Source organism: Rhizobium sp. Leaf262, assembly GCF_001422245.1.
GTDB lineage: Bacteria > Pseudomonadota > Alphaproteobacteria > Rhizobiales > Rhizobiaceae > Agrobacterium.
In genome coordinates, this window is sequence record NZ_LMMM01000003.1 from 157,470 (window position 1) to 178,449 (window position 20,980).

At 57.3% G+C, this 20,980-nt stretch carries 20 protein-coding genes; 16 read left to right on the top strand and 4 right to left on the bottom strand.

The genetic code is table 11. From position 1 onward, the window contains the following. Nucleotides 1–237 precede the first annotated feature (237 nt). Both mgtE and ASF29_RS05285 read left to right on the top strand, forming a co-directional pair. The gene (mgtE, locus tag ASF29_RS05280) at nt 238–1,608 is read left to right on the top strand and encodes a magnesium transporter (protein ID WP_156462541.1); all 1,371 of its coding nucleotides are present in this window, start codon (nt 238–240) and stop codon (nt 1,606–1,608) included. A gap of 165 nt (nt 1,609–1,773) precedes the next feature. Next, the gene (locus ASF29_RS05285) at nt 1,774–2,160 is read left to right on the top strand and encodes a MerR family DNA-binding transcriptional regulator (RefSeq protein WP_062449275.1); all 387 of its coding nucleotides are present in this window, start codon (nt 1,774–1,776) and stop codon (nt 2,158–2,160) included. A 7-nt stretch (nt 2,161–2,167) separates the two neighbouring features. Here the strand turns inward: ASF29_RS05285 and ASF29_RS05290 are convergent, their stop codons facing one another. Both ASF29_RS05290 and ASF29_RS05295 read right to left on the bottom strand, forming a co-directional pair. Then, a complete protein-coding gene (locus ASF29_RS05290) occupies nt 2,168–3,136 on the bottom strand; it encodes a DUF1624 domain-containing protein (protein WP_062449277.1) in 969 nt (322 codons plus the stop codon). A gap of 64 nt (nt 3,137–3,200) precedes the next feature. Then, nucleotides 3,201–3,896: a DUF599 domain-containing protein gene (locus tag ASF29_RS05295; RefSeq protein WP_062449279.1), complete on the bottom strand. Its 696-nt coding sequence runs from the start codon at nt 3,894–3,896 to the stop codon at nt 3,201–3,203. Nucleotides 3,897–3,953: 57 nt separating this feature from the next. Here ASF29_RS05295 and ASF29_RS24280 point away from each other — a divergent pair, with 57 nt between their 5' ends. The 6 genes from ASF29_RS24280 (at nt 3,954) to ccoP (ending at nt 8,535) form a co-directional block, all read left to right on the top strand. Then, nucleotides 3,954–4,283: a hypothetical protein gene (locus ASF29_RS24280; RefSeq protein ID WP_156462534.1), complete on the top strand. Its 330-nt coding sequence runs from the start codon at nt 3,954–3,956 to the stop codon at nt 4,281–4,283. A 123-nt stretch (nt 4,284–4,406) separates the two neighbouring features. Further along, nucleotides 4,407–4,931 (top strand): bifunctional adenosylcobinamide kinase/adenosylcobinamide-phosphate guanylyltransferase, encoded by a 525-nt coding sequence (gene cobU / locus ASF29_RS05305; RefSeq protein WP_062449399.1) that lies wholly within the window; start codon nt 4,407–4,409, stop codon nt 4,929–4,931. A 207-nt stretch (nt 4,932–5,138) separates the two neighbouring features. Further along, a complete protein-coding gene (gene ccoN, locus ASF29_RS05310; protein WP_062449284.1) occupies nt 5,139–6,761 on the top strand; it encodes a cytochrome-c oxidase, cbb3-type subunit I in 1,623 nt (540 codons plus the stop codon). A 12-nt stretch (nt 6,762–6,773) separates the two neighbouring features. Continuing rightward, nucleotides 6,774–7,505 (top strand): cytochrome-c oxidase, cbb3-type subunit II, encoded by a 732-nt coding sequence (gene ccoO, locus ASF29_RS05315; RefSeq protein WP_062449287.1) that lies wholly within the window; start codon nt 6,774–6,776, stop codon nt 7,503–7,505. 11 nt (nt 7,506–7,516) lie between these two features. Then, nucleotides 7,517–7,669 carry a CcoQ/FixQ family Cbb3-type cytochrome c oxidase assembly chaperone gene (locus tag ASF29_RS05320; RefSeq protein WP_062449288.1) on the top strand — a complete coding sequence of 51 codons (153 nt, stop codon included), beginning with the start codon at nt 7,517–7,519 and terminating at the stop codon, nt 7,667–7,669. A gap of 2 nt (nt 7,670–7,671) precedes the next feature. Further along, a complete protein-coding gene (ccoP, locus tag ASF29_RS05325; protein ID WP_062449290.1) occupies nt 7,672–8,535 on the top strand; it encodes a cytochrome-c oxidase, cbb3-type subunit III in 864 nt (287 codons plus the stop codon). Nucleotides 8,536–8,716: 181 nt separating this feature from the next. Here ccoP and ASF29_RS05330 read toward each other — a convergent pair whose 3' ends face one another. After that, nucleotides 8,717–9,118: a polyketide cyclase gene (locus ASF29_RS05330; RefSeq protein ID WP_062449293.1), complete on the bottom strand. Its 402-nt coding sequence runs from the start codon at nt 9,116–9,118 to the stop codon at nt 8,717–8,719. A gap of 120 nt (nt 9,119–9,238) precedes the next feature. On the opposite strand from ASF29_RS05330, the gene ccoG reads away from it, so the two are divergent. The 5 genes from ccoG to gndA all read left to right on the top strand — a co-directional run bounded on the left by ccoG (nt 9,239) and on the right by gndA (nt 15,321). Then, complete coding sequence (ccoG, locus tag ASF29_RS05335; RefSeq protein ID WP_062449295.1) at nt 9,239–10,825, top strand: cytochrome c oxidase accessory protein CcoG; 1,587 nt, start codon at nt 9,239–9,241, stop codon at nt 10,823–10,825. Then, a complete protein-coding gene (locus ASF29_RS05340; protein ID WP_062449297.1) occupies nt 10,822–11,322 on the top strand; it encodes a FixH family protein in 501 nt (166 codons plus the stop codon). Before ccoG ends, ASF29_RS05340 begins: the two co-directional genes overlap by 4 nt. After that, nucleotides 11,319–13,604, top strand: a complete 2,286-nt coding sequence (locus ASF29_RS05345) for a cation-translocating P-type ATPase (RefSeq protein ID WP_200925513.1) — start codon at nt 11,319–11,321, stop codon at nt 13,602–13,604. The genes ASF29_RS05340 and ASF29_RS05345 overlap by 4 nt, the downstream gene beginning before the upstream one ends. Beyond that, a complete protein-coding gene (gene ccoS, locus ASF29_RS05350) occupies nt 13,601–13,753 on the top strand; it encodes a cbb3-type cytochrome oxidase assembly protein CcoS (protein WP_062449299.1) in 153 nt (50 codons plus the stop codon). The genes ASF29_RS05345 and ccoS overlap by 4 nt, the downstream gene beginning before the upstream one ends. A 137-nt stretch (nt 13,754–13,890) precedes the next feature. After that, nucleotides 13,891–15,321 (top strand): NADP-dependent phosphogluconate dehydrogenase, encoded by a 1,431-nt coding sequence (gene gndA / locus ASF29_RS05355; protein WP_062449301.1) that lies wholly within the window; start codon nt 13,891–13,893, stop codon nt 15,319–15,321. A gap of 38 nt (nt 15,322–15,359) precedes the next feature. Here gndA and ASF29_RS05360 read toward each other — a convergent pair whose 3' ends face one another. Then, a complete protein-coding gene (locus ASF29_RS05360) occupies nt 15,360–16,421 on the bottom strand; it encodes a LacI family transcriptional regulator (RefSeq protein WP_062449402.1) in 1,062 nt (353 codons plus the stop codon). A 442-nt stretch (nt 16,422–16,863) separates the two neighbouring features. Here ASF29_RS05360 and ASF29_RS05365 point away from each other — a divergent pair, with 442 nt between their 5' ends. From ASF29_RS05365 to ASF29_RS05375, 3 genes are all read left to right on the top strand, one after another. Continuing rightward, nucleotides 16,864–19,320, top strand: coding sequence for a glycoside hydrolase family 2 protein (locus tag ASF29_RS05365; protein WP_062449403.1), 2,457 nt, complete (start codon nt 16,864–16,866; stop codon nt 19,318–19,320). A gap of 92 nt (nt 19,321–19,412) precedes the next feature. Beyond that, the gene (gene mgrA, locus ASF29_RS05370) at nt 19,413–20,447 is read left to right on the top strand and encodes an L-glyceraldehyde 3-phosphate reductase (RefSeq protein WP_062449303.1); all 1,035 of its coding nucleotides are present in this window, start codon (nt 19,413–19,415) and stop codon (nt 20,445–20,447) included. Nucleotides 20,448–20,624: 177 nt separating this feature from the next. Beyond that, a complete protein-coding gene (locus ASF29_RS05375) occupies nt 20,625–20,954 on the top strand; it encodes an RcnB family protein (protein WP_062449305.1) in 330 nt (109 codons plus the stop codon). Nucleotides 20,955–20,980: the final 26 nt, after the last annotated feature.

Consider the following 20,980-nt stretch of genomic DNA (forward strand, 5'->3'; position numbering starts at 1 on the left):
GGGCATTCAATTCCGCGAGACTGTTTCACGACTGGTTAATGGAAATCCCTCCGCAAAGCGGGAGAAGGATAGGAAATTGCAACTTCTTTTGTCCTATCCTGTTGTTGACATTGTACTTTTAAAAGCCATTCTCCTGCGCTTTCGCGAAGCAGGCCAATCAACCGGAAAAAGGGGCGCCACTTGACGCAAGCCGACGACCATAATCCCGCGCCGGAAGATGCCAAAAGGCCCGAGATCATGGCGGATATATATTCCGAAGATGGCTCGATCCGGTCTGATTTTCTGGCGATGGTCGGCGCTGCGATTGCGGATCGCGACGTGCTGTTCCTGCGACAGAATGTAGCCCGGCTGCACGAATCGGAACTGGGTGACCTGCTCGAATCCATTCTGCCGGAACAGCGCCACGCCATGGTGCGGCTGCTGGGCTCCGACTTCGACATGACAGCGCTGACCGAGGTGGATGAAGCCATCCGCCTCGATATCGTGGAGCAGATGCCGAACGACCAGATCGCCGCCGGTATCGGCGAGATGGATTCGGACGACGCCGTCTACATTCTCGAAGACCTCGACCGCGAAGACCGCGAAGACATTCTGGCGCAAATGCCATTTACCGAGCGTGTCAGGTTGCTGCGCGCGCTGGATTATCCGGAAAGCTCCGCCGGTCGTCGTATGCAGACGGAGTTCGTGGCCGTGCCGCCCTTCTGGACCGTTGGTCAGACCATCGACTACATGCGCGAAGAAGAAGAGTTGCCGGAATCCTTCTCGCAAATCTTCGTTGTTGACCCGACATTCAAACTGGTCGGCGCTCTTGATCTCGACCGGCTGCTGCGCTCCAAGCGGCAAGTGAAGGTCGAATCGATCATGCACGAAACCAACCATCCCATTGCAGCGGAGATGGATCAGGAAGAGGCCGCGCAGCTCTTCGAGCAATATGACTTGCTTTCCGCCGCCGTAGTCGATGACAATGGTCGCCTTGTCGGCGTGCTGACCATCGATGACGTAGTGGACGTCATTCAGGAAGAGGCCGAAGAAGACTTGCTGCGCCTTGGTGGTGTGGGTGACGAAGAGCTGTCCGACTCCATTGCCGTGACCTCACGCTCCCGCGTGCCATGGCTGGCTGTCAATCTCATCACGGCCTTCATGGCGGCCTCCGTCATCGGGCTTTTCGATGCGACCATCGAGCAGATTGTGGCGCTCGCTGTTCTGATGCCGATTGTTGCAGGCATGGGCGGCAATGCTGGCTCACAGACCATGACGGTTTCGGTACGCGCGCTTGCGACCAGAAACCTCGATATTCACAATGCCGCCCGCATCATCCGGCGTGAGGCGGGCGTCGGCTTGCTGAACGGTGCGCTGTTTGGCTGCGCCATCGGTGTGATTGCCGGGCTTTGGTTCAACGATGTCAATCTCGGCGGCATCATCGCCACCGCCATGTTGATCAACATGTTTGCAGCAGCCATCGCCGGCATCATCATTCCACTGCTGCTGGATAAGTTCGGGGCGGACCCAGCCGTATCATCGGCGGTCTTCGTCACCGCTGTTACCGACATCGTCGGCTTCTTTTCGTTTCTAGGTTTGGCAACATGGTGGTTCGGAGTAGCAATCTAATTGGCTCAAAATTGACTTTTACGTGAAGGTCAATCATATTGATTTGCTAAAAGATAAGATTGCGAAGCGCTGGACGCCTCATCATTCTATCTCGTTGTTTGAGCAGCGGATATTCCGGGAACAGTCTTAAATTTCCGGATCGATGCTCCAGAATCGGATGAAGCCTTGAACAAGTATTATAGCATTACGGAACTGACACGTGAATTCGGGGTCTCCACCCGAACCCTTCGCTTTTACGAGGATGAGGGTCTGATCCATCCTGAGCGGCGTGGCCGGACGCGGTTGTTCCGCATGGCGGATCGCAGGTTGATTCAGGAGATTTTGCGCGGTCGCCGGATCGGCTTCACCATCGCTGAAATCCGCGAAATCATTCAGGTCTACAAGGAGCCGCCGGGCGAATCCGGTCAGCTCGTTCTCCTGATGAAGAAGGTGGACGAGAAGCGCGCAGAGTTGCGTCAGAAGCGCAAGGACATCGAGGAAACGCTGGCCGAGCTCGACAATGTAGAGGAAGCCTGCCTCACACGCCTGGCCGAAATCGGCGTCGGCACCTGAACAAGGTTTACTGAAGCTCGCCGGAGCACTGGGTGGCGATGTCACCCAATTTGGACTGCTGGTCGGGCTCCAGACGGTTCGAGACCATCGGATCGAACAGGTTTTTAGCCTGAAGCCTCTCCAGCGTGCATCCGCAGAACCTCTGACAGAGCTCCACACCGTTCTGCTGCTGAACGCAGCTTGCTTCACAGCTATTTTTATAGGCCTCGACCTGATCGACCGGCGCTGGCGGTGCGATGATCGATGCCAGATAGACGACGCCAATCAAGACAGGCTGATGCACGAGATAGAATAGGAGGCTGTGGCGGCCGAAAAGCGCAAGTACATTGCGTTTGCCGCTCGGCTTTCTGAGCCTGTCGAGCCATCCAAGCGGCGTTACAAATTGCGAGATTGTTAAGCCCAGCAGAAATGGCGCCAGAAAAGGCAGCACGGGAACGTAATCGTTCGAGCGCGGCGGCGCGGTCGACAGGCCGATCCATGAAAGCCAAATAGGATTGAAGCTGTCTGAACTGAGATAGCGAGGCGCCACAAGTGCAAGGCCCGCAGCCAGCAGAGTGACGAAGAAAGGCAGTCGCAGAAACAGCAGGCCGATCAGACTGGCTGCCGCGATGTTGTGAAGGATGCCAAAAAATATCCATCCATCCGGCACCGCGAAATAGGTGGCGACGGAAATCAGCAGTGCTGCACCGGCAACCATCGCAAAGCGCTTGCCGAAGGACGGCCAGTGTATGCCGCGACGGTGCGCAAGATAAAGGCTGAAACCAGCGAGAAAAAGAAAGGAACTCGCTATGGCGCGGGCATAAATACGCCACCAGCCTTGCGTTGCCGTGCCGGGATCGAGATAACCGAACATCTCGAGATCCCAAGTGAAGTGATAGCTCGCCATGGCGATGAGAGCGATGCCACGCAGCGTGTCCAGCGCACCGATACGGCCTTTCGCTTTGACTTCTGTCGCCATTGCCGGAACGTCACTCATAATTTCCGTCCTTTGCAACGGTTACAGACTGTTGGCAGCGCTTCGCCTGTGAAGTGAGGCGATTTCATGGCTTGGGCAGATCGTCCATGATCGCCCGGCGCGCTTCCGAAAAAAACTGGCGGCGAAGCAGCGCCACCATGATGATGGTGGTCGATGCCATGAACACGTATGGGCTGATGAACCAGCCGAGATAGCCGATGGAGAAGAAGATGGTTCTCAGGCCGTCATTGAAATTTTTGGCGGCGATGATGTTCATACGGATGACCGTTTCCGCCGCATGTTCGGCTGCCTGTCTGTTTTCGTTCGTCTGGTGCATCATCGGCATGCCGCCAAACAGGATGGTGCAATAGTTGAACAGGCGGTAGGACCAGCCAAATTTGAAGAAGGCGTATCCGAACAGGCAGGTCAGACCTATGACTTTCATTTCAAACGCCGTTCGACCGGCATAATGAACGAGCGGCAGGTCGCGAAACACCGATTCCACCTGATCGGTCGCACCCAGCAAAGCAAAGCAGCCGCCGATGGCGAAGATCGACGTAGAGGCGAAAAAGGCTGTCCCATTTTGCAGGCCCGCCATGATCTGCGTATCGATCATCTTTAGATCACGGGTGAGGGAATTGTGTATCCACTGGCGGCGACGTTCCGCCATGGCCTGGTTGAGACTGGTGCGGGCAAACAGCGTTTTCGAAGTCGTGATGTGCGTATAGGACGACCAAACAATCATGAACACGATCAGCGCTATATAATCGATGGTCGTCATGGTGCGCGTCTACCTTCTGGCTGTCCGAATCTCCCGCGCAATATTGATGCGATTTGGGTGCATGGCAATCTGGCTAAAATCTCATCCCTTTGTTCTTTTCCTGCTGATGCTAACTATCCGGTAACAAAATACCGCTACTGGTGTTCCTGCACGCCGGATTTGTTTTGCGTACCGGCGGTGTTCTTTCTGTTGTTTGCAGAAATTCAAAGCCGCGTTTGCACGAAGCTGCAGCGCGGTTTTTGCTTTGTGCCGTTTGACAATGACAGCAACCAGTCCTACCTTCTGATTACGATCCGGCGCTTTTGCATCGAACCTGTTTGCCGACATGTCTGCATGGTTCAGACGGGGAAACAGGCTTCGTTTCACTACCGCGACAGCATGGCATGATTTACCGGGAGAACGCCTCCATATCTACGAATCGTTCTCTTTTCATGTCGGTGGCTTCAAGGCTTGCGATACACATCGCACTGGCAGCCGGATCGTCTCTCTCACCATCACATGGCATTCCTCATGACTGACGCATCCCGCGCTGTGCTTGTGCTGGGCGGGGCGCGCTCCGGCAAGTCGGCCTTTGCCGAAAATCTGGTTCTCTCGGGCGAGGGGACCGCGCATTACATCGCCACCGGTCGTGCTTGGGACGATGAGATGCAGGATCGCATTTCCCATCACCGCGAGCGTCGCGGCGACGGGTGGACGACACATGAAGAGCCACTTGCGCTGACGGATGTGTTGCAGCGGCTGGACCAGCCGGACAACGTCATTTTGGTCGATTGCCTGACGCTTTGGGTGACGAACCTGATGATGGAGGAGGGGCGTGATGTTGAGTCGGCCTTTTCTGCTTTGGTTGCGCATGTTGGGATTGCGCGGGCACGGATTGTTTTCGTGTCCAATGAGGTTGGGTTGGGGATCGTGCCGGAGAACCGGATGGCGCGTGAGTTTCGCGACCACGCCGGGCGGCTGCATCAGCAGATCGCGGCTGTGGCGCGCGAGGTTTATTTCGTGGCGGCGGGGTTGCCGTTGCGGATGAAGGGGTAGTTGATATGTTGGCGGGTGTGGCTCACCCCCCTATAATGTAGCGCTCTGGCGCCCGATTGCCGCCCCTCCCACCCCAACTTGATCCAAATCAAGGCCAGCTATCCATCCCGGTGGCAAAGCAGCAGACGACGCGAAAGCACGTTTGCCGCCTTATCAGTGGTTCGTCCCGCCGCGCCGTAACTGCGATGACGTTGGGGGAAACCAACAATGAACTCTATGCTTGGAACTGCGATGGTGGCCGTGGGGGCCTTCCTCGCCTTGCTCGGGGCGGCTTTCGCTCACGACAATCTTTTCGCCGCCCATATGTGGGTGCTGTTTTTCGTGCTGCTGGTCGGCACCGCACTGATGTTGCGCCGCGTATCCTTCGCGCCCGTAAAGCCGGTGTCGAAAGAGCAGCGCGAATCCGAATATTTCGATGAGGTCATTCGCTATGGCGTGATTGCCACGGTGTTCTGGGGTGTCGTCGGTTTTCTGGTGGGCGTCATCGTTGCGCTGCAACTGGCCTTTCCCGATCTCAACATCGAGCCATGGTTCAATTTCGGTCGCGTTCGCCCGCTTCACACATCGGCCGTGATTTTCGCCTTTGGCGGGAATGCGCTGATTGCCACGTCTTTCTACGTCGTGCAGCGCACGTCACGCGCGCGGTTGTTCGGCGGCGATCTCGGCTGGTTCGTGTTCTGGGGCTACAACCTCTTCATCATCATGGCGGCAACCGGCTATCTGCTGGGCATCACCCAGGGCAAGGAATATGCGGAGCCGGAATGGTATGTCGATATCTGGCTCACCATCGTCTGGGTCGCCTATCTCGTTACCTTCCTCGGCACGATCTTCAAGCGCAAGGAACCGCATATCTATGTGGCGAACTGGTTCTATCTCGGCTTCATCGTCACCATTGCCATGCTGCATATCGTCAACAATCTGGCGGTCCCGGTTTCGTTTCTTGGCGTGAAAAGCTACTCGGCTTTTTCCGGCGTGCAGGATGCGCTGACGCAGTGGTGGTATGGCCACAACGCTGTCGGCTTCTTCCTGACGGCGGGCTTCCTGGGCATGATGTATTACTTCATCCCCAAGCAGGTGAACCGCCCGGTCTATTCCTACCGCCTGTCGATCATCCACTTCTGGGCGCTGATCTTCATGTATATCTGGGCCGGCCCGCACCATCTCCATTACACGGCACTGCCCGACTGGGCGCAGACGCTGGGCATGGTCTTCTCCATCATGCTGTGGATGCCTTCATGGGGTGGCATGATCAACGGTCTGATGACGTTGTCTGGCGCATGGGACAAGATCCGTACCGACCCGATCGTACGCATGATGATCATGGCGGTCGCCTTCTACGGCATGGCGACCTTCGAAGGTCCCATGATGTCGATCAAGGACGTCAATTCGCTCAGCCATTATACGGACTGGACCATCGGCCACGTGCACTCCGGCGCTCTCGGCTGGAACGGCATGATCACCTTCGGTGCGATCTATTACCTGACGCCGAAGCTCTGGGGTCGGGAACGGCTGTACAGCCTTCGGATGGTCAACTGGCACTTCTGGCTCGCAACGCTCGGTATCGTCGTCTACGCCGCCGTCATGTGGGTGGCCGGTATTCAACAGGGTCTGATGTGGCGCGAATACGATGCGCAGGGCTTCCTGGTCTACTCGTTTGCCGAAACGGTCGCCGCACTCTTCCCATACTACGTGCTGCGTGCACTGGGCGGGGCGCTATTCCTCGGGGGTGCGCTGATCATGGCCTACAACGTCACCATGACAATTCTGGGCTACCAGCGCGACGAGGCGGGCTTCAAGACCGCAGCGCCCAAACTGCAGCCTGCGGAATAAGGAGTTTCAACGATGTCTATTCTCGACAAACACGGCGTCATCGAACGAAACGCGACCTTGCTGCTGGTCGGCTCTCTGGCCGTGGTCTCCATCGGCGGGATCGTTGAAATCGCGCCGCTCTTCTATCTCGAAAACACCATCGAGAAGGTGGAAGGCATGCGGCCCTATTCGCCGCTGGAGCTGGCAGGCCGCAATATCTACATCCGCGAAGGCTGTTATGTCTGCCACAGCCAGATGATCCGCCCGTTCCGCGATGAGGTGGAGCGTTACGGCCATTACAGTCTGGCGGCGGAAAGCATGTATGACCATCCTTTTCAGTGGGGCTCCAAGCGCACAGGGCCCGACCTTGCGCGCGTCGGTGGTCGCTACTCCAACGAATGGCACGTCCAGCATCTGGTCGAGCCTCGGGCCGTGGTGCCCGAGTCGGTCATGCCGAGCTATTCCTTCCTGAAATCGACACCGCTGCAGATCCCCGATGCTGCGATGGAGTTGAAGGCCAACCGTGCCGTCGGCGTTCCCTATAGTGACGAGATGATCGAAAACGCGGCAGCCGACCTGAAGGCGCAGGCCGACCCCAACGCCGATACCACGGCGCTGGAGGCACGCTACCCGAAGGCCAAGATCGGCGATTTCGATGGTGACCCGACCAAGGTCACCGAAATGGATGCGCTGGTTGCCTATCTGCAAATGCTCGGCACGTTGGTCGATTTCTCGACCTATGACGATGCCGCCGGTTATCGCTGAGGAGACGCATCATGGAAACCTACACGGCCATGCGCCACTTCGCCGATAGCTGGGGCCTGCTTGTCATGACCCTGTTTTTCGCAGGCACCATCATTTTCACATTGCGCCCCGGCTCCAAGAAATCCGCTGACGATGCCGCCAGCATTCCGCTTAGGGAGGACTGATCATGTCCGATAAACACATTGACGATCTCAGCGGCGTAGAAACCACCGGTCATGAATGGGACGGCATCCGCGAATTGAACAACCCCATGCCGCGCTGGTGGGTATGGACCTTTTACGTCACCATCCTCTGGGCCATCGGCTACACGATTGCCTTTCCGGCATGGCCGCTGATCTCTAGCAGCACGCAAGGCCTCCTTGGCTGGCACAGCCGCGCAGATTTCGTGGCCGAGGTGACAGATGCCAAGGCGGCACAGAACGTCTACCTTGAGAAGATCGCCTCGTCTTCGCTGGAGGATATTCAGAAGGATGGCGAGTTGATGCAGTTTGCCGTCGCAGGCGGTGCCGCCGCCTTCAAGATCAACTGCATTCAGTGCCACGGCTCGGGCGCAGAAGGCGGCAATGGGTATCCCAACCTCAACGATGACGACTGGCTGTGGGGCGGAACCGTCAACGACATCCACACGACGATTACGCATGGTATTCGTTTTGCCGAGGATGCCGACACGCGCATCTCGGAAATGCCAGCCTTCGCGGAAATGCTCAAAGCTGACGAAATCCGCGAGGTCGCAGCCTATGTCGTCAGCCTGACGGGTACGCCACGTGATGTGTCCATGGTCCAGCCGGGCGCACAGATTTTCGCCGACAACTGTGCGTCTTGCCACGGTGAAGACGCCAAGGGCAACCGCGACATGGGCGCACCCAACCTTGCCGATGCCATCTGGCTGAAGGCGCACGGCGAAGATGGCATCATCGCACAGATACGCGCACCCAAACACGGTTTGATGCCCGCATGGGGAGAGCGCCTTGGCGATACGACGGTCAAGCAGCTGACGCTGTTTGTGCATTCTCTGGGTGGTGGGGAATAAGGGGCGGTATCGCTCCATGCCCCATCATCCCGCACTAGATGCGGGATCCAGCGTGATCAAGTCTTTGATCAAAAAAGAAATCTTCGCGCCGCAGACGCGGCGCGGCTGGATTCCGGCTCAAGGCCGGAATGACGGAGAGGGAAAGCCCTGAGGGTGATAAAGGTGAGGTGTGGGTTCAGCCTCACGCGCCCTCCAAAATCGCCTTCAACGCTTTTAAGTCCGCAAGCACTGCCGCCGCATCGCGCTCAAACTGGGCATCTGTCATGCCAGACAGCTTTAACACCGTAAACGCCACCTCCGCCCCATCTCCATTGGGCGTGACCCGCAGCGCGTTATAAACCTCCATCCCATCCGGCAACGTCACGACGTGATCGATGACGCCGTAATCGTTCGGCTGGGCGAACTTCACGCGCACACCGCCCAGCGGCCCCGACGCAATCCACTCATCGCCATCGTTCGTCAAACCACTGGCAAGGCCAGCAGCCCATTGCGGCATACGGGCCGGATCGGCTGCATAGGCGTAAACGTCTTTCCAGGGACGTTCGATCGAGATGTGAACGATGTGCGATGTCATCGTGGTCATTGTTGCCTCCTCGTCCTGCGCGGTTCGACTGCGCCACTTTGTCCTGACTTGACCTAAGTCAAGGATGGTTGCCCGGTGAAGTGCCAAAACGCAAGGGTGAGAAACCGGACACTTAGCCCCATGAACATTTACAGCGCCGGAAACAATGGCAACGGCTCCGATACGGTTGAAAGACTGAATGCAGAACCGGTGAATTCCGCTGGTCGCAGACAGCCTCTCTATGAAGCGCGCAAGAAGATATTTCCCAAGCGTGCGGAGGGCCGTTTTCGGCGCTTCAAGTGGATCGTGATGCTGATCACGCTTGGCATCTATTACCTGACACCGTGGCTTCGCTGGGACCGGGGGCCATACGCGCCGGATCAGGCTGTGTTGATCGATATTGCCAACCGTCGCTTCTACTTCTTCTTCATCGAAATCTGGCCGCAGGAGTTTTTCTATGTTGCCGGATTGCTGGTCATGGCCGGGTTCGGGCTGTTTCTGCTGACGTCTGCCGTCGGGCGCGCATGGTGCGGTTATACCTGTCCGCAGACGGTTTGGGTCGATCTGTTTCTCGTGGTCGAACGGTTCATCGAGGGCGACAGAAATGCGCGCATGAAGCTGGATGCCGGGCCTTGGACTTTCGAGAAACTCCGTAAGCGGTTGGTGAAGCACGCGATATGGATCGTCATCGGCGTTCTGACCGGCGGTGCCTGGATATTCTATTTCGCCGATGCGCCGACGCTGGCCATGCAGTTTCTGACCGGCAATGCAGCGATGATTGCCTATTATACCGTCGCCACCTTGACGGCGACGACCTATGTGCTGGGCGGGCTGATGCGCGAGCAGGTCTGCACCTATATGTGTCCGTGGCCGCGTATTCAGGGTGCTATGCTGGACGAGCATTCACTGGTCGTGACCTATCATGACTGGCGTGGCGAACGCCGTTCGCGCCACGCCAAGAAGGCCATTTCCGCCGGAGAGCCGGTGGGGGACTGCGTGGATTGCAATGCCTGCGTTGCGGTCTGTCCCATGGGCATCGACATCCGGGATGGCCAGCAGATGGAGTGCATTACCTGCGCGCTGTGCATCGATGCCTGCGACAGCGTCATGGACAAGCTTTCCAAGCCGCGCGGCCTGATCGCCTATGCGACGCTCAGCGAATATGAAGACAACATGGCGCTTGCCACCGGCGACGGTGCGCATGACATCCGCCCCGGCAATGTTCGAAACCCGGATGGGACGTTTGTCGATGCCGTCAGGCACTTCAACTGGCGCATCATCTTCCGCCCACGCACCGTGTTCTACATGACGATCTGGTGCCTTGTCGGCGTCGTCATGCTGGTGACGCTGGCAACCAGAGAACGGCTTTCCGTCAATGTGCTGCATGACCGCAATCCGCAATATGTGATGGAGTCGGATGGCTCGATCCGCAACGGCTATACGGTGCGGCTGCTGAACATGATCGCCCAGCCACGCACCATCACACTGTCGCTCGATGGCCTGCCAGATGCGGTGATGAAGATCAACGGCATGGCAGCGGAGCCTGCACGGTCCTTCAGCATTGATGTGAAGCCGGATGAGGTGACGAATCTGCGGGTCTTCGTGACCACGCCGAGCGGGGCCGCCGTTCGTGCTGCTGATGATTTCAACTTCATAGCGGTCGATGACGAATATTCCGAAACCGCACATTACAAGGCCGTCTTCAACGGGCCGGGAGCAAAGAAATGAGCGCTGAACAGGGCGAAAAGCCGGGCTTTACCTTCACCGGCTGGCACATGCTGACCATCATGCTGCTGTTCTTCGGCACGATCATTTCCGTGAATGTGACCATGGCCTGGAACGCTGTCACCAGCTGGAGCGGGTTGGTGGTGCCGAATACCTATGTCGCCAGCCAGCAGTTCAATGGCAAGGCGGAGGCAGCGAAGGCCCGCGCCGCCAGCGGCATCGTCGGCAAACTTCATATTGATGGAAGCACTGTAGAATATGAGGTGTCTCACCCGCAGCGCGGCGCCGTCGATACCGATAAGGTGACGCTGAACTTCCGCCGTCCGGTGGGGGAGCATCAGGATTTTTCGCTGTCTCTGGAAAAGCACGGCCCTAACACATTCTCCGCCCGGCACGAATTGGCCCCAGGCGACTGGATCGTCGAGGCGATTGCCGTGAAGGATGGGGCTGTGATCGTGCATGAGGGAACACGCATCGACATCGCCGGAGGTGTGAGATGAGCTGCTGCGCGCCCGGAACGGAAATCGCTCTCGAACAGGCCGGGTTGAAGAGAGCGCTGCCTTCGTCAGAAGAGCTGATGCTGGCCAGCCGTGATCTGGGGCAGGGGCTGCGGCAGACGGACCTGTCCGTGCCCGGCGTTTATTGCGGTGCCTGCATCACCACCATCGAAAGCACACTGGCGGGGATGCCGCAAGTGGAACGCGCCCGCGTCAACCTCTCCTCCAAACGAGTCTCCATCGTCTGGAAGGAAGAGGTGGTGGGGGAGCGAACGGATCCTGCCGATCTGGCAAGGGCCGTGGCCTCGACAGGCTATGAGGCGCATCTTTTCGGCTCTGGGCAAGAGACATCGGATGACATGCGCAACAGGCTGATCCGCGCCGTTGGTCTCACCGGTTTTGCAGCCGTCAACATCATGCTGCTGTCGATTTCGGTGTGGTCCGGGGCGGATGCGGCGACGCGCGATATGTTCCACTGGATTTCGGCGCTGATCGCGGCACCGGCGCTGATTTATGGCGGGCGCTTTTTCTATCAATCCGCCTACAACGCCCTGAAACATGGGCGCACCAATATGGATGTGCCCATCGCGCTGGCGATCACCCTGTCCTACAGCGTGTCCATCTGGGAGACGATGCATAGCGGCGCGCATGCATGGTTTGATGCCACGGTTTCGCTGCTGTTTTTCCTGCTGATTGGTCGTACGCTGGATCACGTGATGCGCGACAGGGCGCGCTCGGCCATCGCAGGCTTGGCACGGCTTTCGCCGCGCGGCGCGACTGTTTTGCTTGAGGATGGCAACCGTGAATACCGTCCCGTCGGTGAAATCGTACCCGGTGATCGGGTGGCGATTTCGGCGGGCGAGCGTGTGCCGGTGGATGGCAGGATCGTCAGCGGCAATAGCGATCTGGATGTGTCCATTGCCAATGGCGAAAGCGCGCCGCGCGTGGTGCGCGTGGGCAACATTATTCAGGCAGGAACGCTCAATCTCACTGGCCCGCTGGTGATGGAAGCGACGGCGCTGGCGCGGGATTCGTTTCTCTCGGAAATCATCGGCCTTATGGAAGCTGCCGAAGGGGGCAGGGCGCGTTACCGCCGCCTGGCAGACCGTGCCGCGCAATATTATTCGCCGGTCGTGCACCTGCTAGCGCTGACCTCCTTCGTCGCCTGGGGCGTCTTAGGTGGTGACTGGAAGCAGGCAATGCTGATTGCGATTGCAGTGCTGATCATCACCTGCCCCTGTGCGCTCGGCATCGCCGTGCCTGTCGTTCAGGTGATCGCTGCCGGGCGGCTGTTCAAAAACGGCATCATGGTGAAAGACGGTTCTGCCATGGAGCGGCTGGCGGAGGCCGATACGGTTCTGTTCGACAAGACCGGCACATTGACGGTGGGCCAGCCACGACTGGTGAATGGTGGAGCGATATCCGCAGAAACGATGCGGCTTGCCGCTGGCATCGCCGCGAACTCCCGCCACCCTCTTTCGCAAAGCCTTTGCCGGGAGATGAATGGTCCGCTGCCTATGTTTGAAGATGTCCGCGAAATTCCCGGTTCGGGCGTCGAGGTGAGAACATCTGATGGCATTTACCGGCTTGGTAACCGGCGCTTTGCCTGCGCTGATGAGGTTGCGCAAAGTGACGATGCGACATCGGAAGTCGTTCTGTCGCTCGATTGGAGCGAGGTCGCGCAGTTTCAGTTCGAAGACAGCATTCGCCCCGGTGCCGCCGCTGCCATTGCGCAGCTTCATCATACCGGTTTTTCGACGCAGATCGTTTCGGGCGATCGCCCAGCCGCTGTGGCGGCACTTGCCAAATGGGTGGGCATCGATGCCGGGCAGGGTGGGCTATCACCTGCCGAAAAGGCCAGTCGTTGCGCTGAATTGACGGGCGAAGGTCGTAAGGTTCTGATGGTGGGCGATGGTATCAATGATGCGCCGGCACTGGCTGCCGCCCATGTGTCGATGGCACCGGCGACGGCTGCGGATATCGGTCGGCAGGCTGCGGATTTCGTTTTCATGCGGGATGATCTGCGTGCCGTCTGGTTTGCTATCGATACGTCCAGAAAGGCGGGGCGTCTGATCCGGCAGAACTTCGCGCTCGCCATCGGCTACAACATCATCGCGGTGCCGATCGCGCTTGCCGGTTATGCCACGCCGATGATTGCCGCCATCGCCATGTCGACATCATCGATCATCGTGGTCGTCAATGCCTTGCGACTGAACGGCTCGGCTGAACGGATGATCGCGAGAGACAAGAGCGAGGGCAAAAGCCCCGAGGTGCGCTTCGCATGAATATGCTGATGTTCCTCATTCCGGTGGCGCTGTTTCTGGGCGGGCTTGGTCTTTTCGCCTTCATGTGGTCGCTGAAAAGTGGCCAGTATGACGATATGGACGGTTCAGCATGGCGGGCGCTGGATGATGGCGACGACCGACCGGGCTGATAATCATGGCTTCCATGCGCATGTCGCAAAGCTGACTTGCGTCATCAAAATATAATCGTTTCAGTTCGCGCTAGCCTTGCCGTTTTCACATTAGAGTGCCACAACATCGCCGTTAAAAGCAATTTGGAGATACGTTCGTGGAACAGGCAGAAATCGGTTTGATCGGTCTTGGCGTAATGGGGTCCAACCTCGCGCTCAACATCGCAGAAAAAGGCAACAAGATTGCTGTTTTCAACCGAACCCCGGAAGTCACGAAGAAATTCTACGCCGATGCTGGCGAGTTGCAGGGCCAGATCATTCCTTGCGAAACCATCGAGGAATTCATTGCAGCCATTCGCCCGCCGCGCCCTATCATCATCATGATCAAGGCTGGCGACCCGGTCGATCAGCAGATGGAGATCCTCAAGCCGCATCTCGAAAACGGCGACATCATGATTGACGCCGGCAATGCGAATTTCCGCGATACGATCCGCCGTTTCGATACGCTGAAGGATACCGACCTGACCTTTATCGGCATGGGTGTTTCCGGTGGTGAAGAAGGCGCGCGTCACGGCCCGTCCATCATGGTTGGTGGCACGGAAGAGAGCTGGAAGCGCGTCGAGAAGGTGCTGACCTCCATCTCCGCCAAATACGACAATGATCCATGCGTGGCGTGGCTGGGCAATGATGGCGCAGGCCACTTCGTCAAGACCATCCACAACGGCATCGAATATGCCGACATGCAGATGATTGCCGAAATCTACGGCATTCTGCGCGATGGCCTGAAGCTGAGCGCCGCTGAAATCGCCGATGTCTTCGGTGAATGGAACAAGGGTCGCCTGAACTCCTACCTCATCGAAATCACCGAAAAGGTTCTGCGCGCCGCAGACCCGATCACCGGCAAGCCGATGGTCGATCTCATTCTGGACAAGGCTGGCCAGAAGGGCACCGGCAAGTGGTCCGTCATCGAAGCACAGAACATGGGCGTTGCAGCGACTGCTATCGAAGCTGCCGTTGCTGCCCGTATCCTGTCCTCGCAGAAGACCGAGCGTGAAGCTGCTGAGACCATTCTCGGTCTGCCAAAGGCTCTGCCAGCGCCTGCCGACAAGAAGGCCTTCATTGCCGATCTGGAAAATGCGCTTCTGGCCGCCAAGATCGGCGCCTATGCGCAGGGCTTTGCAGTGATGGCTGCCGCCTCCAAGGAATTCGGCTGGGATCTGCCGATGCCGACCATCGCTCGCATCTGGCGCGCTGGCTGCATCATCCGTTCGCAGTTCCTGGATGAAATCACATCGGCCTTCACCAAGGACCCGCACGTCGCCAACCTCATCGTCACGCCCGCCTTCGCGCAGATGGTGAAGGATACGGACGCGCCGCTTCGTCGCGTCGTTTCCCATGCCGTTCTCTCAGGCCTGCCGGTTCCAGCACTCGCTTCCGCACTTGGCTATTTCGATGCCTATCGTCGTGCGCGTGGCAGTGCCAACCTCATTCAGGCGCAGCGCGACTTCTTCGGCGCGCATGGTTTCGAGCGCACCGATGGTGTTGACAAGCCGCATGGCCCATGGGGCAGCGGTCTGGATATTTTCTAAGAACCACACTGAAAGGCCCGCTTCGAGCGGGCCTTTTCTTATGCGCCGAATTTCGGGGCGCGGCTGGACCAGACCGGCTGACTGAGGGTTTGCAACCCTTCCACCGGCTTTCCATCGATGCGCGCCAGCAGGGCCTTTGCCAACTCGCGGCCCGCCAGCTTGATATCCTCATTCATCGTGTGAATTTCCGGACGCAGCCAGTTCAGGAAGTCTGCCGACTGCTTGGACACGACATCGATATCCGTGCCAACCTTCTTGCCGGTCTCCTCGACACCGGCGACGAAAGCGATGGTAGAGCTGCCGCTGATCGACACCAGCCCGTCGGGACAATCCGTGCCGCTCATCAGCGTCCGGCTGACTTCCTTGATCTGGTCCAGAGGCGTGTCGTTGCTGATGATGCCATGCAGCGGAAATTCGTTGAGGCCGAAATCGCGCAGGCCACGTTCGAAGCCACGACGGGCAAAGTCGTGATAGGAAAACTGCTTGGGCGGAAGGAGGACTGCAATACGCTTTCGCCCGCATTGCGACAGGCGTCTCACCGCTTCATAGACGTAAGCCTCGTTGTCGAAATCATGATACGGATGCTCGATGCCCATATCGGTGCGCCCGTGGGCGGCGAAGGGCATGTTGCGTTCCGCCATGAAGCGAACACGCGGGTCGTCAGGCTGCAATTTGGAAATGATCACTCCGTCGGCAGAACCCGTATCCAAAATATATCGGATCGGGATCATCGGATCTCTGGCATGCGTGTGTGGCGTCACAACAAGATGGTATTGGGTGTTGGCCAGTATCTCGGTGATGCCGAAGACCATCTGGGTAGTGAAACCCATGAGCTCCTCGTCGACACTAAGGACCAGCGCGATCACGTTGGTCTTGCCAGTACGGAGACGTACACCTGCGCGATTGGGCTGATAGCCGATCTGCTGCGCCACCTGCCGCACACGCTCTTTCGTTTCCGCGCCAATGTCGGGAGCATCCTTGAGCGCTCTCGAAACCGTCGTAATGCCAAGGCCGGTCATATAAGCGATTGTTTTGAGCGTCGGTCGCTCGTAACCAGCCAAGGGTTGGCCGTCCGTCGCAGATTTTATGCTGTCATTCATGTCGACACTCACCATACATCGATGGCGCATGGTAGATCGCTTTTTCGTGATTGCAAAGCGTTGAGACCATCAGGCCGATTATGTGAACGGTAAAACTGCAACGATACAGCGGTCGCGCGTCTGTCTATCAGGCGAGAATTCGTTGCCCGCTCGTTTCTTTCCGACTTAAAACCATCCGACGCATAGCCATAAATGAACGCAAAAAACATTAACAAATCTCAATAAGATATGGTTTTAAAATAATTTTATGAAAACACATTATATTTTCTTTCATTGATAAGCTTTCGAATTGATCACCCTCGTGACGCCCGGAAGTAATTACGGTAACGTTGCCGGACGGAGGATAGGTCGCATGGATCGCAATTGAAAGCGGTCGGTGAGACACAGCCGCTGGCTGTCGCGGTCGATTCTCCCACGCTGCAACGAGTGACAGGGCATGAGCATGACATCTTCCTACGCAAGCGACGTCGTCATCGATCTCTCAGGCGATTGGACGCTTTCGTCCGAAAAGGATGAACACACCACCACAATGAAGATACCGGGGGATGTGCACACTGCGTTGCATAGGGCGCAGATCATTCCCGACCCGTATTTCGGACGCAACGAGACGGACGTACAATGGGTGGCGAGACAAGACTGGATCATTGAGCGGCGCTTCCATGTCGATCATGCGGATGGAGATTGGTATCTCGATATTGATTATCTGGATACGGTGGCGGTCGTCTTCGTCAACGATGCTCCGGTCTTGTCTGCCGATAACTGCTTCCGCCGCTACCGGCCGGATGTTTCGAGTGCCCTTGTGCCCGGCGAAAACGTCATCCGCATCCATTTTCATTCCAGCATCAGGGCCGGTGCAGAGAGGCAGGCGGCGCAGCCTTTTTACGTTCCTTACAGCACTGACAACTCACCCATCCCCCACGGCAATATGCTGCGCAAGCCGCAGTGCCACTTCGGGTGGGACTGGAACATTGCGCTCGCGCCGCTCGGTCTCTACGGCACGATTGCCCTGCGTCGTCTGGATACAGCGCGCATCGAACATGTGCTGACGACCCAGCATCATGGCGAAGATGGCGTTGAGCTGCACGTAGAGGTGACGCTTCACGCGAAGTCACCGGCCAGCGTGCCAATCCATCTCTCATTGGGAGACGAAAGGCTGAGGCTGGACTGCGGCGTCACTTCGGGTGAAACCGTTTTGCGCCACGTCTTCTTCATCGAAAACCCGAAGCTTTGGTGGCCTGCAGGAAGCGGGGAACAGGCGCTCTATACCCTGACTGTCGAAGTGCCGGACGAGATCGTGACCCGCCAGATCGGACTGCGTAGGGTCGAGTTGTTGACCGACAGGGACGCGGCGGGCAGCCGGTTTGCATTTCGTATCAACGGGCGGGAAATTTTCTGCAGAGGCGCCAACTGGATACCTGCGGATGCTCTGCACTCGCTGAGTGACCGAGAAAGGACCGAAGATCTGTTGGTATCGGCTGTCGACGCCAACATGAATATGATCCGCGTGTGGGGCGGCGGTTTTTATGAGCCGGACTGGTTCTATGACCTTTGTGACCGAATGGGCTTGATGGTGTGGCAGGATTTCATGTTCGCCTGCAACCTTTATCCCTGCACCGATGATTTTCTCGATAATGTAGAACATGAAGTCACGTATCAGGTAAAACGCCTGGCTTCGCATCCATCCATCGTTCTGTGGTGCGGCGACAACGAACTTGTGGGAGCACTGAACTGGTTCCCTGAGTCTCGTGACAATCGCGACCGCTATCTGGTTGCCTACGATCGTCTGAACCGAACCATCGAGACCGGATTGAAGAAAGCCGCACCTTCCGCGCTGTGGTGGCCTTCCAGTCCGGCTTCAGGCTACCTGGATTATGGTGATGCATGGCATGCTGACGGTTCGGGCGACATGCATTACTGGTCGGTCTGGCACGAAAACAAGTCGTTTGACAAATACCGGGCCGTGAAACCACGCTTCTGCTCGGAGTTCGGTTTCCAGTCCTACACGTCGATGCCCGTTATAAAGACCTATGCAGACGAGAAGGAAATGAATGTCTCATCGCCGGTCATTGAGCTGCACCAAAAGAACGCCGGCGGCAATGAACGCATCGCAGGCACGATGTTCCGCTACTTCCGCTTTCCAAAGGACTTCTCTAATTTCGTCTATATCAGTCAGGTCCAACAGGCGCTCGCCATCAAGACGGCAGTGGACTATTGGAGATCGCTGAAGCCCCATTGCATGGGCACGCTATATTGGCAGTTGAACGACACTTGGCCGGTAGCGTCGTGGTCGAGCCTTGATTATGGCGGCAGCTGGAAAGCCTTGCACTACGCGGCCAAACGTTTTTTCCAGCCGGTAACAGTCTCGGCGATTCCCGCTGAAGACGGTAGAACCGTTCGATTTTCCACCGTCAACGACACGGCGGAAGAGGTGGAAATCGATATGAATATTTTTGCGCTCGCGACCGACGGAACGCGAACGCCGCTCAAATCCGCCAACGCCACCTGCGGGCCGGATGCGGCTTTGATCGTGACGGAGATCGACCTCAACCAGCTTGCAGAAGGCGTCTTGCTGTCGTGGGATTTCATCGCTTCCAACGGCATGACAGGTGAGGGCCACCATGTGGTCAACGCGTACAAGGCCCTCGAGCTTCAGCCATCCGGGCTCGAGCACGCGGTGCACGCACTGGGGGATGGCCAGTTCGAGGTTGAGATCAAGGCCAGCGGTCTTGCCCTGTTCGTGATGGTCGAAGCGGATGTTGCGGGCCGTTATTCCGACAATCTGTTCGATCTGGCTGCTGGCGACGCACGAAAAATCTTATTTTCACCGAAAGATCGCTCGGCCGCATCGCGACCGAATTTTAAAATCTTCGATCTGTTTTCGTCTCAATCGGAAGGTTGAAACGCAGAAGACATCTCTTTAGGTTTACACACATCTGAACGACCACCTGCGGGTCATCCAAAGGTCGAAGTCTATTTTAGGGAGGAATATCCATGGCTTGGCAACCCGCCGAGAACCGTTACGCGTCCATGAAATACAATCATTGCGGAAAAACCGGGCTGAAACTCCCGGCAATTTCGTTGGGTCTCTGGCACAATTTCGGCCACGATTTTGCGCACAAGACCAAACAGGAAATCTGCCGCAAGGCGTTCGACCTCGGCATCACCCATTTCGATCTGGCCAATAACTACGGCCCACCGCCCGGCAGTGCTGAGACTGCTTTCGGCGATATTCTGAAAACAGATTTTGCCGGCTGCCGCGATGAGCTGATCATCTCATCCAAGGCCGGTTACAATATGTGGCCGGGTCCCTATGGTGAGTGGGGGAGCCGCAAATACCTGATCTCGTCCTGCGACCAGAGCCTGAAGCGCATGGGGCTGGATTATGTCGATATATTTTACTCACATCGCTTCGATCCCAACACGCCGCTGGAAGAGACATGCGGCGCGCTGGATCACATCGTGCGGTCGGGCAGGGCGCTTTACGTCGGCATCTCGTCTTACAATTCGCAGCGCACCCGTGAGGCCGCCGCAATCCTGAAAGATCTGGGAACGCCTTGCATCATCCACCAGCCCAGCTATTCGATGATCAATCGCTGGATCGAAGAGGATGGTCTGGTCGATACGTTGGAGGAACTCGGCATTGGCTCCATCGTGTTCTCACCACTGGCGCAGGGCATGCTGACCACGAAGTATCTTGGTGGTGTGCCGGAGGCGAGCCGTGCCAGCCAGGGTAAGTCACTGAACCCTGCCTTCCTCAACGAGCGCAACATCGAAAACATTCGCGGCTTGAACGCGATTGCCGAACGTCGCGGCCAGACACTGGCACAGATGGCAATCGCCTGGGTGCTGCGTGGTGGCCGCATCACCACCGCGCTCATCGGCGCCAGCCGACCGGAGCAGGTGGAAGACTGCGTCAAGGCACTCGACAAGCCCGACTTCACGACGGAAGAACTGGCAGAGATCGACCGTTTTGCGAAAGACGCAGATATCAACCTGTGGGCCAAATCCGCAGAACTTGCGAAGTGAAGCAGTGGGCCGCTCCGGTAACGACCGGAGCGGCTAACCCGAAAAAACCTCGATATAAACTTTAAGTGAACAGCCTAACTGTTAATAACCATTACGGATTTGTAATTTCGCAATTCAGTTTCCGTTCATTGTTGTGACGATATTGTCTAGTCATCACTTCACGAAAAGGAAACGTCGATGAAAAAGTTCTTGTCTCTTCTTATGGCCGCAACCGTGCTTGCAGCACCCATGGCAGCACAGGCTCAGAGCCGTCACGATGACCGCCACGGCCACAGAACCATCGAACGCAGCGTCACCACGAAAAAGGTCATCATCAAGAAGCACCGTTGGGACCGCGGTCAGCGCTTGTCCGCCAAGGAACGTCGTCATTTCGTTGATCGCCGTGACTATCGTCGCCACAATCTGAGAGAGCCACGTCGCGGCGAGCGTTGGGTACGTGTCGATAACCAGTATCTGCTGATCAATGCTGTCAGCGGTCTGATCATCGGCCTTTCTGCGGCCCGGTAATTCAGATCTAAAACGAACTGCGGCCA

What these genes read in the sequence shown, in the direction of transcription:
- mgtE (WP_156462541.1), top strand. Translation starts at nt 238, where the DNA reads ATGGCGGATATATATTCCGAAGATGGCTCGATCCGGTCTGATTTTCTG.
- ASF29_RS05290 (WP_062449277.1), bottom strand. Translation starts at nt 3,136, where the DNA reads ATGAGTGACGTTCCGGCAATGGCGACAGAAGTCAAAGCGAAAGGCCGT.
- ASF29_RS05295 (WP_062449279.1), bottom strand. Translation starts at nt 3,896, where the DNA reads ATGACGACCATCGATTATATAGCGCTGATCGTGTTCATGATTGTTTGG.
- cobU (WP_062449399.1), top strand. Translation starts at nt 4,407, where the DNA reads ATGACTGACGCATCCCGCGCTGTGCTTGTGCTGGGCGGGGCGCGCTCC.
- ccoN (WP_062449284.1), top strand. Translation starts at nt 5,139, where the DNA reads ATGAACTCTATGCTTGGAACTGCGATGGTGGCCGTGGGGGCCTTCCTC.
- ccoO (WP_062449287.1), top strand. Translation starts at nt 6,774, where the DNA reads ATGTCTATTCTCGACAAACACGGCGTCATCGAACGAAACGCGACCTTG.
- ASF29_RS05320 (WP_062449288.1), top strand. Translation starts at nt 7,517, where the DNA reads ATGGAAACCTACACGGCCATGCGCCACTTCGCCGATAGCTGGGGCCTG.
- ccoP (WP_062449290.1), top strand. Translation starts at nt 7,672, where the DNA reads ATGTCCGATAAACACATTGACGATCTCAGCGGCGTAGAAACCACCGGT.
- ASF29_RS05330 (WP_062449293.1), bottom strand. Translation starts at nt 9,118, where the DNA reads ATGACCACGATGACATCGCACATCGTTCACATCTCGATCGAACGTCCC.
- ccoG (WP_062449295.1), top strand. Translation starts at nt 9,239, where the DNA reads ATGAACATTTACAGCGCCGGAAACAATGGCAACGGCTCCGATACGGTT.
- ASF29_RS05340 (WP_062449297.1), top strand. Translation starts at nt 10,822, where the DNA reads ATGAGCGCTGAACAGGGCGAAAAGCCGGGCTTTACCTTCACCGGCTGG.
- ASF29_RS05345 (WP_200925513.1), top strand. Translation starts at nt 11,319, where the DNA reads ATGAGCTGCTGCGCGCCCGGAACGGAAATCGCTCTCGAACAGGCCGGG.
- ccoS (WP_062449299.1), top strand. Translation starts at nt 13,601, where the DNA reads ATGAATATGCTGATGTTCCTCATTCCGGTGGCGCTGTTTCTGGGCGGG.
- ASF29_RS05360 (WP_062449402.1), bottom strand. Translation starts at nt 16,421, where the DNA reads ATGAATGACAGCATAAAATCTGCGACGGACGGCCAACCCTTGGCTGGT.
- ASF29_RS05365 (WP_062449403.1), top strand. Translation starts at nt 16,864, where the DNA reads ATGACATCTTCCTACGCAAGCGACGTCGTCATCGATCTCTCAGGCGAT.
- mgrA (WP_062449303.1), top strand. Translation starts at nt 19,413, where the DNA reads ATGGCTTGGCAACCCGCCGAGAACCGTTACGCGTCCATGAAATACAAT.
- ASF29_RS05375 (WP_062449305.1), top strand. Translation starts at nt 20,625, where the DNA reads ATGAAAAAGTTCTTGTCTCTTCTTATGGCCGCAACCGTGCTTGCAGCA.